Consider the following 16,347-nt stretch of genomic DNA (forward strand, 5'->3'; position numbering starts at 1 on the left):
GCCCCCGCGGTCAGGTGAGGAGCAGCCGGTCGAGGCGGCGGCGCACGACGAGGAGTCCGGCGACCCCCATGACCACGAGGTAGACCACCGAGACCGCCGAGGCCCAGGAGACCGTGCCCGTGGTCAGCTCGCGGCACAGGACGACGCCGCGGTAGAGCGGGGTGCACTCCACGACCCAGCGCAGCCAGGTGGGGAAGGCCGTGACCGGGAAGAAGGTCGCGGAGAACAGGAACATCGGCAGCGTCGCCAGGGTGACCAGCTCGAAGTCCTGCCAGGAGCGCATGAAGGTGGTCAGCGCCATGCACACCCCGCCGAAGGCCAGCCCGATGAGCAGCGCGGCGGGCACGACGAGCACCGCCCACCACGACGACACCAGGCCCATCAGCAGCATGACGACCAGGAAGCCCGCGGAGTAGATGCCGCCGCGCAGCAGCGACCAGCTCAGCTCGCCGCGGGCGATGTCCATGGTGGTCAGCGGCGTGGCGAGCATCTGGTCGAAGAGCTTGTTGTACTTGAGCTTGAAGAAGAAGTTGAAGGTGGCGTCGAGGATCGTGCCGTTCATGGCCGAGGCCGCGAGCATGCCGGGGGCGACGAAGGCGGCGTACTCGATCGTGCGGCCGTCGACCTCGAAGCCCGTGACGAGCTGGCCGACGCCCACGCCGATCGAGAACAGGTAGAAGACCGGCTCCAGGAACCCGGTGAGGAAGATGTACCAGGCGCGGCGGTAGGCGAGGAAGTTGCGGTAGAGCAGCAGGGCGGTGGCCTCGCGGGCCCCGAGGGGCGAGGCGGCCTGGCGCGCGACGGCGGCGGTGACGGCGCTCATCAGGAGATCAGCCTCCGCTGCAGGCGCCGGGCGGCCCAGCGCCAGCCGAGCGCGGCCAGGACCACCAGGTAGGCGACGTGGACCAGCGCGGCGGAGACGTCGACCCGGCCCAGCGTGAGCATCCGCGTCAGGTCGACGCCGTGCCACAAGGGGGTGATGGTGGCCAGCAGCTCGAGCGGCGCGTCGAGGTTGGCCACCGGGAAGAAGGCCCCGGAGAACAGGAAGAGCGGGATCATGCCGAGGCGGAAGATGAGGTTGAAGGCGCTCTCGTCCTTGGCGCCCGCGGCGTAGGCGTAGACCGGGGTGGCGAAGGCCAGGCCCACCAGCAGCTGCACCAGGAAGGCCAGCAGCACTCCCCCGACGCTGCTGAAGACCCCGAAGGGCGCCATCACCGCGAGGAACACCGCGGAGGTGAGCGCCACGCGGAAGAGCACGAAGGCCAGGTGCGCCAGCATGATGTCGCCCACGCGCAGCGGCGCCGCGATCATGCCGAAGTAGACCTTGTGCCACTTGACCATGTCCATGACGGGGTAGGTGGTCTCCCCGATCACCGTGGTCATCGCCTGGGCCGCCACCAGGCCGGGCGCCACGAAGGCGAGATAGCTGGTGGCGCCCTCGAGCTCGGCGGGGTCGCCCTCGATGAAGCCGCCGAGCAGCACGCCCATGGCCACGACGTAGAGCAGCGGGGTGACGAAGGAGGAGACGATCGTGCCCTTCCAGGTGCGGCGGTAGACCGTCAGCCAGTAGTCGAGCAGCCGCAGCGCGCCGGCCAGGGTGCTGGCGGGCGCGGTGGCCCGGGTCGGGTCGGGGGCCCCGGAGGAGGTGGCGGCCATCAGTCGACCAGGGTCCGGCCGGTGAGGCGGAGGAAGACGTCCTCCAGCGTGGAGCGGCGCACCAGCGTGGCGACCGGCACCAGCCCGCGCTCGTGCACCTTGGCCACGGTCTCCTCGCCGTCGTGGGAGTAGAGCAGGAGCCGGTCGGGCAGCACCTCGACCCGGTCGGCGAGGTCCTCGACCTGGCGGGCGACGACCTCGTGGGTGTCGCCCTCCTGGGCCACGCCGAAGCGGAGCTCGGCCACCTCGCGGGTCGAGTGCTCGGCGATCAGGTCGAGCGGGGAGCCCTCGGCGACGATGAGCCCCTTGTCCATCACCACGAGCCGGTCGGTCAGCTGCTCGGCCTCGTCCATGTAGTGGGTGGTGAGGACCAGGGTGACCCCCTGCTGCTTGAGGCGGAACAGCCGGTCCCACACGACGTGGCGGGCCTGGGGGTCCAGGCCGGTGGTCGGCTCGTCGAGCAGCAGGACCTCGGGCCGGTTGATCAGCGAGCGGGCGATGGTCAGGCGTCGCTTCATGCCCCCGGAGAGGTCCTCGACCATCGAGCCGGCCTTCTCGGTCAGCTGCACGAACTCCAGCAGCTCGTCGACGCGGGCACGGACGTCCTTGCGCGGCAGGCCGAAGTAGCGGCCGTAGACGAAGAGGTTCTCCCGCACCGTCAGCTCGGTGTCGAGGGTGTCCTCCTGCGGGCAGACACCGATGCGGGCGCGGATCTCAGGACCGTCGACGGCCGGGTCGAGACCGAGGATGCGCAGCTCACCGCCGCTGATGGGCGACACGGCGGCCACCATGCGCATGGTCGAGGACTTGCCGGCGCCGTTGGGCCCCAGGAAGCCGAAGGCCTCACCCCGGCGCACGTCGACGTCGATGCCGCGCACGGCCTCGACGTCGCCGAACCCCTTGCGCAGGCCCTGGGCCCAGATCATCGAGTCGGTCGCCGTCACCCGAGCACCCTAGGCCCGACCGCCGACAGCACGCCTCCGCTTTCCCGCCCCACCCGCCGCCGCGCCGGAGGGGCCGTGCCGGACATCTCCGCGGCGCGCAGCGAGTGGCCCGAGCGGGCCCAGCCGTCGGGGGGAGCCCGGCTGTCGGCGGCGTCGGCGACACTGGCCCGGTGACCCCTCCCACCCCCGCTGCCGCGCCGCCGCCCGCCGACGCGCTGGCGCGCTTCAGCGAGCCGACGCGCACGTGGTTCGCCGCGGCGTTCGCGGAGCCCACCCCGGCGCAGGCCGGCGCGTGGGAGGCGATCGGCGCGGGCCGGCACGCCCTGGTGGTGGCGCCCACCGGGTCGGGCAAGACCCTGTCGGCCTTCCTGTGGTCGCTCGACCGGCTGCTGTCGACCCCTCCGCCGGAGGACAGGCAGCGCCGCTGCCGGGTGCTCTACGTCTCCCCGCTGAAGGCGCTGGCCGTGGACGTCGAGCGCAACCTGCGCTCCCCGCTCACGGGCATCCGACACACCGCCGACCGGCTCGGGGCCGAGGTGGCCGACGTGCGGGTCGGCGTGCGCTCCGGCGACACGAGCGCGGCCGACCGCCGCAAGCTCACCACCGCTCCGCCCGACATCATGATCACGACGCCCGAGTCGCTCTTCCTGATGCTCACCTCCCAGGCCCGCGAGTCGCTGCGCGGCGTGGAGACGGTCATCGTCGACGAGGTCCACGCCGTGGCCGGCGGCAAGCGCGGCGCCCACCTCGCCCTCACCCTCGAGCGCCTCGACGCCCTGCTGGAGCGGCCGGCCCAGCGGGTCGGGCTGTCGGCCACCGTGCGGCCGCTGGAGGAGGTCGCGCGCTACCTCGGCGGCTCCGCCCCCGTCGAGATCGTGGCGCCGCCCTCGCGCAAGCAGTGGGAGCTGAGCGTCGTCGTGCCCGTGGAGGACATGACCGCCCCGGGTGGCTACGACGAGGAGGACGCCGACGGCGAGGGCTCGGCCACCCGGGCGGCCTCGATCTGGCCCCATGTCGAGGAGCGCGTCGTCGACCTCATCGAGTCGCACCGCTCGACCATCGTCTTCGCCAACTCCCGGCGGCTCTCCGAGCGCCTCACCTCGCGGCTCAACGAGATCGCCAACGAGCGCGCCGGCGTCGAGCCCGAGGCCGGGGACCTCGTGCCCGTGCCCGCCGGCGCCCACGACCACGACGGCGACCCCCTGGGTGACGGCGCCGGTCACGGGGACGACCAGCCCGACGACCTGGCCGACGACCAGCCCGACGACCTGCCCGACAGCGGACGGGCCGTCCCGTCGCGCCCGCCGGCCCAGGTCATGGCCCAGTCCGGGTCCTCCGGCGGCAGCCCCGAGGGCGCGGTCGTCATCGCCAAGGCCCACCACGGGTCGGTCTCGAAGGAGCAGCGCGCGCTGATCGAGGACGACCTGAAGCGCGGCCGCCTGCCCGCCGTGGTCGCCACCAGCAGCCTCGAGCTCGGCATCGACATGGGGGCGGTCGATCTGGTCGTGCAGATCGAGTCGCCTCCCTCGGTCGCCAGCGCCCTGCAGCGCGTGGGCCGTGCGGGCCACCAGGTCGGCGAGGTGTCGCGGGGGGTGCTCTTCCCCAAGCACCGTGGCGACCTCGCCCAGACCGCTGTGGCCGTGCAGCGCATGCGCGCCGGCGCCATCGAGTCGCTGCGGGTGCCGACCAACCCCCTCGACGTGCTGGCCCAGCAGGTCGTGGCCATCACCGCGCTCGAGGCATGGGACGCCGACGAGCTCTTCGCCCTGGTGCGCCGCTCGGCGCCGTTCACCGCCCTGCCCCGCTCGGCCTACGACGCCACCCTCGACCTGCTCAGCGGCCGCTACCCCTCCGACGAGTTCGCCGAGCTGCGCCCGCGCATCGTCTGGGACCGCGTCACCGGAGAGCTCACCGGCCGGCCCGGCGCGCAACGCCTCGCGGTGACCAGCGGCGGCACCATCCCCGACCGCGGCCTCTTCGGGGTCTTCCTGGTGGGCGGCGAGGGCCCGGGGCGGCGCGTCGGCGAGCTCGACGAGGAGATGGTCTACGAGTCGCGCGTCGGCGACGTCTTCGCCCTCGGCGCCACCAGCTGGCGCATCGAGGACATCACCCACGACCGGGTCCTCGTCACCCCGGCTCCCGGCATCCCGGGCCGGCTGCCCTTCTGGAAGGGCGACAGCCTGGGCCGCCCCGCCGAGCTGGGCCAGGCCATCGGTGCCTTCACCCGGGAGCTGGCCGCCCTGCCCCGCCCCGCGGCCGAGGCCAAGGTGCGCGAGGAGGGGCTCGACGAGTGGGCCGCGGGCAACCTCGTCTCCTACCTCCAGGAGCAGCTGGAGGCCACCAACACCCTGCCCAGCGACCGCACCCTGCTGGTCGAGCGCTTCCGCGACGAGCTCGGTGACTGGCGCCTGGTGCTCCACTCGCCCTACGGCACCCCCGTGCACGCCCCGTGGGCCCTCGCGCTCAACGCACGCCTGCGCGAGCGCTACGGCGTCGACGGCCAGGCCGTGGCCTCCGACGACGGCATCGTCATCCGCATCCCCGACACCGACGCCGAGCCGCCCGGCGCGGAGCTGGTGGTCTTCGAGCCCGACGAGGTCGACGACCTGGTCACCCAGGAGGTCGGCGGCTCGGCGCTCTTCGCCTCCCGCTTCCGCGAGTGCGCCGCCCGGGCCCTGCTGCTGCCCCGGCGCGACCCCGGTCGCCGCTCCCCGCTGTGGCAGCAGCGGCAGCGCTCGGCGGCGCTGCTGGAGGTCGCCTCCAAGTACCCGTCGTTCCCGATCGTGCTCGAGGCCGTGCGCGAGTGCCTCCAGGACGTCTACGACCTCCCGTCCCTGATCGGCCTCATGCGACGGGTGGAGCAGCGCGAGGTGCAGGTGGTCGACGTCGCCACCCCGTCACCCTCGCCCTTCGCCCGCAGCCTCCTCTTCGGCTACGTCGCGCAGTTCGTCTACGAGGGCGACTCCCCCATCGCCGAGCGCCGCGCCGCAGCCCTCTCGCTCGACCAGGGCCTGCTCGCCGAGCTGCTGGGCCGCGCCGAGCTGCGCGAGCTGCTCGACCCCGAGGTGCTCGAGGAGGTCGCCGCCGAGCTCCAGCGGCTGACCGAGGAGCGACGGGCCCGCGACGCCGAGGGCGTGGCCGACCTGCTGCGCCTCCTCGGGCCGCTGAGCACCGACGAGATCACCGCGCGCAGCGTGCCCGACGCCGACGTCACCGGGTGGCTTGCCGCGCTCGCGCAGAGCCGTCGCGTGGTCGAGCTGCGGATGGCCGGCGACGAGCGCTGGTCGGCGATCGAGGACGTCGGCCGCCTGCGCGACGGTCTGGGCACCCCCGTGCCCCCGGGCACGCCCGAGGCCTTCACCGACCCCGTCGACGACCCGCTGGGCGACCTGGTCGCACGCTTCGCGCGCACCCACGGACCCTTCACCACCGACGACGTCGCCGCGCGCCTGGGCCTCGGCACGGCGGTCGTGCGCCACACCCTGCAGCGCCTCGCCGCCTCGGGCCGGGTGCTGGAGGGCGAGTTCCGACCGCACGGCTCGGGCAGCGAGTGGTGCGAGGCCGAGGTGCTGCGCCGCCTGCGCCGCCGCTCGCTGGCCCGGCTGCGCAAGGAGGTCGAGCCCGTCGACCCCGAGGCGCTGGGCCGCTTCCTGCCGGCCTGGCAGCACGTGTGGGCCGCCTCCACCAGCGGTCGCGGCGGCCTGCGCGGCGTCGACGGGGTGCTGGCCGCCGTCGACCAGCTCGCCGGCTGTGCCGTGCCCGCCTCGGCGCTGGAGCCGCTGGTGCTCTCGGCGCGGGTGCGCGACTACGAGCCCTCCTACCTCGACGAGCTCACCGCCTCCGGGGAGGTCGTCTGGTCGGGTCATGGCGCGCTGCCGGGCTCCGACGGCTGGGTGTCGCTCCACCTCGCCGACCAGGCCCCGCTGACGCTGCCCGCCCACGAGCCCTTCGACCACAGCGAGCTGCACCAGGCCCTCCTCGACTCCCTCGAGGGCGGCGGCGCGTGGTTCTTCCGCCAGCTCGTGCAGCAGGTGCAGGCCACCGGCCAGAGCGCCACCGACCAGGCCGTCTCGGCGGCGCTGTGGGACCTGGTCTGGTCGGGGCGGGTCAGCAACGACACCCTCACCCCGCTGCGCGCGCTGACCCGCGGTGGCTCCTCGGCCCACCGCAGCAAGCGCCCGCCGCCGCGGCTGCGGATGTCGTCGACCACCGGCGGGCGCGGCGGCGCCCGACCCGCGCCCCGCACCGGCCCTCCCGAGACCGCCGGCCGCTGGGCGCTGCTGCCCGACGTCGACGCCGACCCGACCCGCCGCGCCCACGCCAGCGCCGAGCACCTGCTGGAGCGTCACGGCGTGGTGATCCGCGGTGCCGTGATGAGCGAGCGCGTCGCCGGCGGCTTCGCCGCGGTCTACAAGGTGCTCTCGGCCTTCGAGGACTCCGGTCGCTGCCGGCGGGGCTACTTCGTCAGCGGCCTGGGCGCAGCGCAGTTCGGCACCGCGGGCTCCATCGACCGGCTGCGGACCTTCTCCGAGGCCGCCGAGGGATCCGGCGACGCCAAGCCCCTCGCGGTCGCCCTCGCCGCCACCGATCCCGCCAACCCCTACGGCGCGGCCCTGCCCTGGCCCGCGCGACCCTCGACCAGCGAGGCCGCCGAGGGCGAGAAGGGCCACCGCCCCGGCCGCAAGGCCGGCGGCCTGGTGGTGCTCGTCGACGGGGAGCTCACCCTCTACGTCGAGCGCGGCGGCCGCACCCTGCTCACCTGGACCGACGACGTCGACCGGCTCACCCTCGGCGCCCAGTCGCTCGCCGACGCCGCCCGGGCCGGGGCTCTGGGCCGGATGACGGTGGAAAAGGCCGACGGTGCCCCGCTGCTGGGCGGCGGCACGACCCCGCTGCGCGAGGCGCTGCAGTCGGCCGGCTTCCTGGCCACCCCGCGCGGGCTGCAGCTGAGGAGCCGGGGTGCCTGAGGGCGACACCGTCTTCCGCGCCGCCCGGCTGCTCGACCGCTCGCTCTCGGGCCGGGTGCTCGTGCGCACCGACTTCCGGGTGCCGCAGCACGCCACCACCGACCTGTCCGGGGGCAGCGTGCGGGCGACGGTCTCGCGCGGCAAGCACCTGCTCACGCGCATCGAGCACCCGACCGGCCGCTGGACCCTCCACACCCACCTCAAGATGGAGGGCGCCTGGCGGGTGCTAGACTCCGGGGCGCGCTGGCCCCGCCCGGCCCACCAGGCACGCGTCGTGCTCGACGTGGGTCCGCGTCACGCGGTCGGCTTCTCCCTGGGGATCGTGGAGCTGCTCCCCACCGCTGACGAGGACTCCGTCGTGGGCCACCTCGGACCCGACCTGCTCGGCCCCGACTGGGACGAGGACGAGGCGCTGCGCCGCCTGCACGAGGACGACGCCCGCGAGGTCGGCGACGCGCTGCGCGACCAGACCAGGCTGGCGGGCCTGGGCAACATGTACGTCGCCGAGCTGTGCTTCGTCTCCGGCGTGCACCCCCGCGTGCCGGTCGGCGAGGTGCGCGACCTGCCGCGCATGGTGCGCCGTGGGCGCCAGATGCTCGACCTCAACAAGGAGCGGGCGGTCCAGTCCACCACCGGCGACCTGCGCGAGCGCCGGCGCACGTGGGTCTACCGGCAGGACCACGCGCCGTGCCGGCGCTGCGGCACGAGGGTGGAGGTCGACGTGCAGGGCCCGGCCGGCCGCGAGCGCGCGATCTACTTCTGCCCGTCGTGCCAGCCCGAGCCCGCGGGACCCGGCCGGCCCTGAGCGACGGCCCGACGCGCTACGAGGCCGCGTCGGGTCAGGCGGCGGAGGCGACGACGGGGCCGGCGGCGCGCGGCACCGGGAGCGGTGTGGCCGCGGTGGCGGCCTCCTCCAGGGCGACGGCGTCGGAGACCGAGCGGAGCACCAGCGAGAGCGGCACGTCGAGGGCCTGGCACAGCGAGAACAGCAGCTCGGAGGAGGCTTCCTTCTGGCCGCGCTCGATCTCGGAGATGTAGCCCAGGCTGACCCTGGCCTGCTCGGAGACCTCGCGCAGGGTCATGCCCCGTTGCATCCGCTGCGCGCGGAGCACGTCGCCGAGCAGGCGGCGGAAGAGCACCATGCGAGCCTCCGTGGGTTGTCCGGGTCGATCTCCGGGTCGATCAAGGATGCCAACGCTACCGGAGAGGGTTCTGTTCCACCCGGAGGTCCCCGGGGTCGGTGTCGTCGTGGGGCTCCCCGGGGCCGCCGGCCTCCTGGTCGAGGTGCACCAGCAGGCCGAGCAGCGCCTCGCGACACGTGCTCTCCTGGATCTGCGCGCGCGTGCCCGCGAGCTCCAGCGACAGCACCGAGGTGACCTCGGGGCCGGCCACGCCGACGAAGACCGTGCCCACCGGGCGCCCCTCCTGCGGGTCGGGCCCCGCCACCCCCGTCGTGGCCAGGGCGTACGTCGCGCCTGCGACCCGGCGGGCGCCCCCGGCCATCGCGGCGGCGCAGTCGGCCGAGACGACGCCGTGCTCGTCGACCAGCTCCTGGGGCACGCCCAGCAGCGAGACCTTGAGGTCGGTGGCGTAGGTGACCACCCCGCCGCGGTAGACCGCCGACGCACCCGGCACGGCGGTGAGCGCCGCCGCCAGCCGGCCGCCGGTGAGCGACTCGGCGGTGGCGACGGTCGCTCCCTCGGCGCGCAGCCGGTCGACCAGACGGGTGGCGACCGCGGTGAGGTCGTCGGAGGCGGGGCGTCGCAGCATGCCCCGACCCTGCCACAGCGGGTGCGGCGTCGTGCCGGTCGGGCGAGGGCCGGGCGAGGGCACCGCCCGTAGGCTCCCCGGCATGCCGCTGCCCATCGAGGACTACGCCCTGATCGGCGACCGGCGCACCGCGGCGCTGGTCGGGACCGACGGCTCGGTCGACTGGCTCTGCCTGCCCCGCTTCGACTCCCCCGCCTGCCTGGCCGCCCTGCTCGGCACGCCGGAGCACGGCCACTGGCAGCTGGTGCCGACGGTGCCCTACGCCACCGAGCGGCGCTACCTCGGCTCCTCGGCGATGCTGGAGACGACCTTCACCACGGCCGCGGGCGTGGTGACCCTGACCGACGTGATGCCCCGCGGCGACGAGCGGGCCGACCTGGTGCGCCGCCTGGCCTGCGTGAGTGGCACGGTGCCGATGCGCCACGAGTGGCGGCTGCGCCCCGACTACGGCCGGATCCGGCCGTGGGTGCGTCGCGAGTGCCTCGGCGGCGAGGACGTCATCACCGCGGTGGCCGGCCCCGACAAGCTCGTGCTGCGCGGGCCCCGGCTCCCGGTGGCGATCGACCACACCCACGCCGACGAGTTCAGCCTCGCCGCCGGGGAGGAGCTGTCCTTCGCGATGGTGTGGCTGCCCTCGCACGTCGAGCCCGGTCACCTGGGCGACCTCGACGCGCGGGTGGCCGAGACGGTGGCCGAGGACGAGGCGTGGGCGCAGGTCTGCCGCCAGGACCTCCCCCACCCCGAGGCCGTGCGCCGCTCGCTGCTCACGCTGCGGCTGATGACCCACGAGGTGACGGGGGGCATCGTCGCGGCGCCCACGACCTCGCTGCCCGAGGAGTTCGGCGGCGAGCGCAACTGGGACTACCGCTTCTGCTGGCTGCGCGACGCCGCGCTCACGCTCGCCTCGCTGCTGCAGGCCGGCTACACCGACGAGGCCGCGGCGTGGCGCGACTGGCTGCTGCGCGCGGTGGCCGGCGACCCCGAGGACCTGCAGGTGATGTACGCCGTGGACGGCTCCCGCCGGCTGCCCGAGTCGGAGCTCGACCACCTGCCGGGCTACGCCGGCTCCCGCCCCGTGAGGATCGGCAACGGCGCCGTCGGGCAGCGCCAGCACGACGTGCTGGGCGAGGTGATGGACGCCCTCGCGCTGGTGCGCGAGCACCTCGGCGACGACGACCCCAACGCCTGGGCGCTGCAGCGGGCCCTGGTCGACGACCTGGTCACCCGCTGGCGCGAGCCCGACCACGGCATCTGGGAGATCCGAGGCGAGCCGCGCCACTTCACCCACTCGCGGGCCATGGTCTGGGTCGCCTTCGACCGCGCCGTGCGGGCGGTCGAGGAGCGGGGGCTGCCCGGCGACGTCGACCGGTGGCGCCACGAGCGCGACGCCGCCCGCGACCTGGTGCTCGGTGAGGGGTGGGACCCCGAGCGGGGCACCTTCGTGCAGCACCCCGGCACCCGCGAGGTCGACGCCTCGCTGCTGGTGCTGGCCACGATCGGGCTGCTGCCCGGCGACGACCCGCGCCTGGCCGGCACCATCCGTGCCGTCGAGGAGGACCTGCTGCGTGACGGGCTCGTGCTGCGCTACCGCACCGCCAGCGGGGTCGACGGGCTCTCCGGCGACGAGCACCCCTTCCTGGCGTGCTCGTTCTGGCTGGCCTCGGCCTACGCCGTGGTCGGCCGCCTCGACGACGCGCGGGCCCTGCTCGGGCGGCTGGTCGGGCTGTCCACCGACGTCGGCCTCCTCGCCGAGGAGTACGACCCGGGGGCCGAGCGCATGGTCGGCAACTTCCCCCAGGCCTTCAGCCACCTGGCCCTCGTGCAGGCGGCGTTCCACCTCGCCGCGGCCGAGCGGCGCTGACGGCCTCTCGCGCTGCGAAGGTCCCACGCAGGACGGGGCCCTGCCGGTCGGCAGGGCCCCGTCGGTGCGGGTGGTGCGGGTCGTGCGGGTCAGTCGGTCACTTCACGACCCTGATCGTGGAGGTCCCGCCGACGGTCGTGCCGTTCTTGCTCCACTCGACCTGGAGGGTCTTGGTGCCGACCCGGTCGAAGGGCGCCAGGCGGATCGTCGCGACGCCCTGGCGGTTGGTCGTGGCGGTGCGGGTCTCGCCGCCGGGCAGCCGCACGGTGACGGTGCCGCCGCGGGCCGGATCGCCGTCGGCGGTGACCTTCACCCGCAGGGTCACCTTGGTCTTGTCGGCCTTGACCTTCTTGGGGGTGCTGCTGACCGTGAGCGCCAGCTCCGCGGCCGGGGGCTCCACGACGTCCTCGACCAGGTCGAGACCCATGACCACCGGGTCGTGGTCGGAGGAGCGGAACGGGCCGTCGGTGTGGAAGTCGGTCGGGCTGTAGTTGTAGCGGCTGTACTCCATGTAGATCGACTCACCGGAGTTGATGTTCCAGATGTCGTGGCCGGTCATCGCCTCGAGCGCGGCGTCGTTGGCGAGCACGTGGTCGAGGGAGCCGGAGAGGCCGCTGAAGGAGTAGGAGTACTCCGCGTCGGCGCCCTCGCCGTCCTCGATGTTGGTGTAGCCGGCCTGGTAGAGGACCTGGAGCGGGTCCTCCTGGGAGTAGGAGTTGAAGTCGCCGACGAGCAGGACGCCCTCGGCGCCGCTCTCCTGCTGCACACCGGGCACCCAGTCGCGCAGCGCGGTGGCCTGGGCCACGCGGTCGGGGTTGGCGTTGCCCTGTCCGGTGCCGTCGTCGGCGCCGGAGCCCTTGGACTTGAAGTGGTTGACCACGAAGAGGAACGGCTGGTCGCCGCCCTTCGGCGTGAAGGCCTGGGCGATGGGCTCGCGGGCGTTGTCGAAGGCCCCGCCCGAGCCGCTCAGCGCGCCGAGGGCACGGGCCTCGCCGGTGCGCTCGACGGCGGCCGGCTTGTAGATGATGGCGTTGCTGATGACGTCCATCTCCGCCGCCGGGGGCAGCTCGGTCGACGACGGGTTGGCCGCCCACGTGCCGGCGCCGGCGTCGGCGTTGAGGGCCGCCACCAGCGTCTCGGTGGCCTCGTCGGCGTCGCCGTCGACGACCAGCGAGTTCTCGATCTCCATGAGGCCCACGACGTCGGCGTCGAGGGCGTTGATGGCCGAGACGATCTTGGCCTGCTGACGCGCGAGGTCCTGGGGGTCCCAGGCGCCGCGCTGCTCGCAGCCGCCGCCGACGGAGTTGCCGTCGCCGTCCTTGTCGGGGAACGTCGTGCAGCCGCCGTCGCCGACGTTGTCGTCGTCGGCGTCGCCGAGGGTGGTGAAGTAGTTGAGGACGTTGAAGGAGGCGACCTTGAGGTCGCTCTCGCCGTCGGCCTCGATGCGTGCCTCGTCGGGCGCGTCGGTCCGGGTGTTCTCGAAGGTCGCCGGCGACGTCGCGGTGTAGTCCGGGCCGCTGACGGTCTGCAGCGGCTGGAAGCGGTACGTCGGGGCGCTCGGCGAGCCGCCCTGGGTGAGGATGACGTCGTCGGTGAACGTCGCCGCCGCCCCGACCCGCACGGGGGCGGTGTTGGAGAGGTAGGGCGGGGTCAGCGTCTTGCCGTTGGTGCCCGGGGCGTAGGTCGTGCCGGAGGCGTCGTCGAGCACGATGGCCCGAGCGGCGTTGTCGGCCTCGACCGCGCGGATCGCCGCGGTGTCCTGGGCGTCGGCGACCTCGGTGGGCTGGATGAGGGGCTTGTCGCCCAGGGCCAGGCCGACCTCGCCGAACTGGTGGGTGGAGAAGGTGTTGGTGACGGTGAAGTCGTCGGTGGGGTCGTAGAGCATCCCCTCCAGCGCCTCCTTCTCCGCCGCCGTGGCGGGCCACGCCGTGGTGGTGGTCGCCGTGACGGGCGCGGCCGGGGTGTCGAGCACCGTGGTCTCGGCCGCCGAGGAGACGACCTGGGTCTGACCGGCGTACTCGTCGACGTCGCCGGTGACCTCGACGTGGTCGCCGGGCTCCACGCCCACGCTGCCGGCACCGTTGGGGTAGTAGACGAAGACGCCGTCGGAGGACGTGCGCGTGGTCGGGTCGACCGACCCGCCCGTGCCGGGGGTCTGCAGGTAGAACCCGTAGAGGAAGCGCGGGGCCGCCGTCACGACACCCGAGGTGGTCACGGGGTCGCCGTCGAGCGGCGAGGCCGTGCCGGAGCCCTGGATCTCGGGGATGGTGGCCTCGACCGGGTCGGGCTCGGGCTCGGGCTCGCCGGCGCCGCCGGAGCTCTGCGGCACCGGGGTGCCCTCGACGAAGTCGTCGGCGTTGTCGTCGGAGTCGGTGCCCGTGGCGGTGCGCGCAGCCGAGGTGCTGTTGGTCAGGGCGACGCCGGTGTTGCGCTCCTCGAAGGAGGTGGGCGTCGTGCCGTAGCCGACGGCGTCGAGGACACCGGCCGCGCCGGCGAGCTCTCCGGTGGTGCTCACGGGGGTCTCGGAGGAGGCCAGCAGGACGACGCCGTTGCTGCCGGACATGGCGATGGTGCCGGTCGCGTCGGGCGTCGGCAGGGCGGCGGCCGGCGTGGTGCCGGCGGCCTGCTGCACCAGGTAGTGCCCGCCCGCGGGCACGGAGCCCGAGAGGGGCGTGACCTGGGCGCTGGTGCCGGTGGCGCTGCGGTACTGCACCGACATCCCGGTGACGCTGATGGCGCCCGCGGTGGGGTTGTAGAGCTCGATGAAGTCGTGGGTGAAGGCGGCGCCGGTGTTGCCACCGCCGCCGTAGACCTCGCTGATGACCAGACCGGAGCCGTCGGGCGCGGCCAGGGCGGGGGCGCCGGCGAGACCGGTGACGACCGCCGCGAGGCTGAACGCGCCGGCGACGGGCAGAGCCACCCGGCGGGTGGCTCGAGGGGACAGGGGCATGACGGACCTTCCGAGGGAGGGGTGCGTGCGGGACGTGCTCGTGGGTGCGCCCGACGGGCGACCCGGGGGCCGCCCGTGAGCGGGGCCGCCGACGTGCGTCGGCGGCCCCGGTCAGGACGGTGTGCTGCTGGGGATCAGCGGGTGCCCGAGACCGGCACCGTGACGGTGGTGCCGCTCGGTGCGGCCACCAGCTCGACCACGCCGCCGGAGGACCCGGCGGGCACGGTGAGCGTGACGGTGGCGCTGCCGCCGTCGACGGTGGTGATCGGGAAGGTGCCGAGCGGGCTCGTGGTCGCGCCGTCGACGTAGGTCGCGGTCAGCTCGGTGTTGGCCGGGCTGCCCAGCGAGGTGAGGTTGAGCTTCGAGAGGGTGAAGCTCGCCTCCTCGCCGGCGACGAGCGCGTCGGGCAGGCCCGACTCGGTGACCTGCTGGCGCGCGAAGTCGGGCGAGACCGGGTCGTTGCCGGCCAGGTAGTCGCGCCAGAGCTCGGCGTCGAGCAGGCCGGTGTCGGTGAAGGTGCCGTTGGTGAAGGCGCGGAAGTTGTCGCCGCCCGTGGCCAGGAACGACAGCGTCGAGATCGTGTAGGTGCGCGCCGGGTCGAGCGGCTCGCCGTCGATGAGCACCGAGGTGATGCGCGAGCCGGCGGGGGCCGTCGGGTCGGTGGTGACCTGGACGTTGTCGGACATCCCGAGCTGCAGGTAGGGGCGCGAGGGCACGGAGCCGTCGGCGTTGGTCTGGTACTGCTGCTCCAGCACCTGCTTCAGGTCGGCACCGGCGAGCCTGACGATCGCGACGGTGTTGTTGAAGGGCAGCACGGCGTTGGCCTCGGCGAAGGTGACCACGCCGTCGGTGTTGGCCGGGTTGCTGGTCGTGTCGCCGGCGAAGAGCAGCTCGGCGCGCAGGCCGCCGGGGTTGGTCAGCCCCAGGTCGGGCTCGGCGAAGTCCTGCACACCGTCGCGCAGGGCGTTGGCGACGAGGTCGCCCAGGGCCGACTCCTCCGCACGGGCGTCACGCGTGCCGCCGGTGTAGCCGTCGGGGCCGTAGCTGCCGCCGGCGAAGGCGGTGGTGATGTCGTCGGTGATCTCCGCGACCGGCTGGTTGCCGATCTCGGCGGCCAGCCGCAGCGCGCGGTTGGTGATCTGCTGCACCTTGACCACCGCGGGGTAGGACAGGTCGGCCTCGGCGACGCGGGCGACGTTCTCCTGCGTGTAGGCCTTCACCCGGCCGGTGCGCTGGTTGACGCTCAGCGTGATCCGGCCGATGTTCTCGCCGTAGGACCCGGTCTGCAGGACCGGGCGGGTGCGCTCGGTGCCGGGCACGGGGGCGTCCCAGGCGTACTGCTTGTGGGTGTGACCGGTGAAGATGGCGTCGACCTTCGGCGTGGTCCTCGTGACGATGCGGGCGAAGGCGCCGCCCGCGGCGACCTCCTCCTCCAGCGTGGCGCCCGCGGGGGCCCCCTCGCCGGCGCCCTCGTGGAACTCCGCCACGAGCACGTCGGCCTCGCCGTTGCCCGGCCTGCCGTCGGAGAGCTGGCGCGCGACGCGGTTGACCGCGACGACCGGGTCGCCGAACTCGATGCCCTCGATGCCGGCGGGGCTGACCAGGCTCGCGGTCTCCTCGGTCACGGCGCCGATGACGCCGACGGTGACCCCGGCGCGCCTGAAGGTGTCGTAGGCCGGCAGGACCGGCGTGCGGGTGCCCTCGGCGTAGACGTTGGCCCCGAGGTAGGAGAAGTCGGCGACGTCGTCCACGCGGCCGTCGAGGTCGTCGAAGCCGCGGTCGAACTCGTGGTTGCCCACCGACGACGTCTTGAGGCCCAGCGCGTCGAGCACCTTCAGCGTCGGGCGGTCCTTGAACTGGCTGGAGGCGAAGAGCGAGGCACCGATGTTGTCGCCGGCGCCGAGGAAGAGCGTGCGCTTGGGACCGTTGGCGGCCTTGAGCCCCTCGATCGTGGTGGCGAACTTCGTGGTGTTGGCGTCGATGCGACCGTGGAAGTCGTTGATGTTGAGCAGGGTGAGGTCGACGACCTTGTCCGCGCGCGGAGCCGGGGCCGACGGAACGGCCTGGGCGGGAGCGGAGGTGGTGACCGAGAGGGCGGCGGCGGCGAGGCCGAGGCCCAGCGACGCGGCGAGCGGACGGGTGGCCCGTCCGGACCAGGAGCGAGATAGCACGAGTGGGAGATCCTTCACACCAATGGGC

At 74.1% G+C, this 16,347-nt stretch carries 9 protein-coding genes and 1 pseudogene; 3 read left to right on the forward strand and 7 right to left on the reverse strand.

Features of this window, described 5'->3' with window-relative positions; genetic code table 11:
- Positions 1-10 precede the first annotated feature (10 nt).
- The 3 genes from ASF50_RS10060 to ASF50_RS10070 are packed head-to-tail and all read right to left on the reverse strand — an operon-like array spanning position 11 to position 2,582.
- Complete coding sequence (locus ASF50_RS10060; protein ID WP_056862713.1) at positions 11-823, reverse strand: ABC transporter permease; 813 nt, start codon at positions 821-823, stop codon at positions 11-13.
- A complete protein-coding gene (locus ASF50_RS10065; protein WP_082503087.1) occupies positions 823-1,656 on the reverse strand; it encodes an ABC transporter permease in 834 nt (277 codons plus the stop codon). The genes ASF50_RS10060 and ASF50_RS10065 overlap by 1 nt, the downstream gene beginning before the upstream one ends.
- Positions 1,656-2,582, reverse strand: a complete 927-nt coding sequence (locus ASF50_RS10070; RefSeq protein WP_056904935.1) for an ABC transporter ATP-binding protein — start codon at positions 2,580-2,582, stop codon at positions 1,656-1,658. Before ASF50_RS10070 ends, ASF50_RS10065 begins: the two co-directional genes overlap by 1 nt.
- A gap of 188 nt (positions 2,583-2,770) precedes the next feature.
- Here ASF50_RS10070 and ASF50_RS10075 point away from each other — a divergent pair, with 188 nt between their 5' ends.
- Both ASF50_RS10075 and ASF50_RS10080 read left to right on the forward strand, forming a co-directional pair.
- On the forward strand, positions 2,771-7,567 hold the full coding sequence (locus ASF50_RS10075; protein ID WP_056904404.1) for a DEAD/DEAH box helicase: 4,797 nt from the start codon (positions 2,771-2,773) through the stop codon (positions 7,565-7,567).
- Complete coding sequence (locus ASF50_RS10080) at positions 7,560-8,372, forward strand: DNA-formamidopyrimidine glycosylase family protein (RefSeq protein WP_056904405.1); 813 nt, start codon at positions 7,560-7,562, stop codon at positions 8,370-8,372. Before ASF50_RS10075 ends, ASF50_RS10080 begins: the two co-directional genes overlap by 8 nt.
- A 37-nt stretch (positions 8,373-8,409) precedes the next feature.
- On the opposite strand, the pseudogene ASF50_RS10085 reads toward ASF50_RS10080, so the two are convergent.
- Both ASF50_RS10085 and ASF50_RS10090 read right to left on the reverse strand, forming a co-directional pair.
- Positions 8,410-8,709, reverse strand: a pseudogene (locus ASF50_RS10085) (helix-turn-helix domain-containing protein); the annotation flags it as partial.
- Positions 8,710-8,764: 55 nt separating this feature from the next.
- Positions 8,765-9,337: a CinA family protein gene (locus ASF50_RS10090; RefSeq protein ID WP_082503088.1), complete on the reverse strand. Its 573-nt coding sequence runs from the start codon at positions 9,335-9,337 to the stop codon at positions 8,765-8,767.
- 82 nt (positions 9,338-9,419) lie between these two features.
- Between ASF50_RS10090 and ASF50_RS10095 the strand changes: the two genes are divergently transcribed.
- Positions 9,420-11,198: a glycoside hydrolase family 15 protein gene (locus ASF50_RS10095; protein WP_056904406.1), complete on the forward strand. Its 1,779-nt coding sequence runs from the start codon at positions 9,420-9,422 to the stop codon at positions 11,196-11,198.
- A 97-nt stretch (positions 11,199-11,295) separates the two neighbouring features.
- Here ASF50_RS10095 and ASF50_RS10100 read toward each other — a convergent pair whose 3' ends face one another.
- Entirely contained in the window at positions 11,296-14,118 is a 2,823-nt protein-coding gene (locus ASF50_RS10100; protein ID WP_056904407.1) for an ExeM/NucH family extracellular endonuclease, read from the reverse strand.
- A 164-nt stretch (positions 14,119-14,282) separates the two neighbouring features.
- Positions 14,283-16,319: a bifunctional metallophosphatase/5'-nucleotidase gene (locus ASF50_RS10105; RefSeq protein WP_056904408.1), complete on the reverse strand. Its 2,037-nt coding sequence runs from the start codon at positions 16,317-16,319 to the stop codon at positions 14,283-14,285.
- Positions 16,320-16,347: the final 28 nt, after the last annotated feature.

It is taken from the genome of Nocardioides sp. Leaf307 (genome assembly GCF_001423135.1).
GTDB lineage: Bacteria > Actinomycetota > Actinomycetes > Propionibacteriales > Nocardioidaceae > Nocardioides > Nocardioides kribbensis.

Bases quoted from the DNA above. Each gene is read 5' to 3' on its own strand.
- ASF50_RS10065 (WP_082503087.1), bottom strand. From the start codon at position 1,656: ATGGCCGCCACCTCCTCCGGGGCCCCCGACCCGACCCGGGCCACCGCG.
- ASF50_RS10095 (WP_056904406.1), top strand. From the start codon at position 9,420: ATGCCGCTGCCCATCGAGGACTACGCCCTGATCGGCGACCGGCGCACC.
- ASF50_RS10070 (WP_056904935.1), bottom strand. From the start codon at position 2,582: ATGATCTGGGCCCAGGGCCTGCGCAAGGGGTTCGGCGACGTCGAGGCC.
- ASF50_RS10090 (WP_082503088.1), bottom strand. From the start codon at position 9,337: ATGCTGCGACGCCCCGCCTCCGACGACCTCACCGCGGTCGCCACCCGT.
- ASF50_RS10060 (WP_056862713.1), bottom strand. From the start codon at position 823: ATGAGCGCCGTCACCGCCGCCGTCGCGCGCCAGGCCGCCTCGCCCCTC.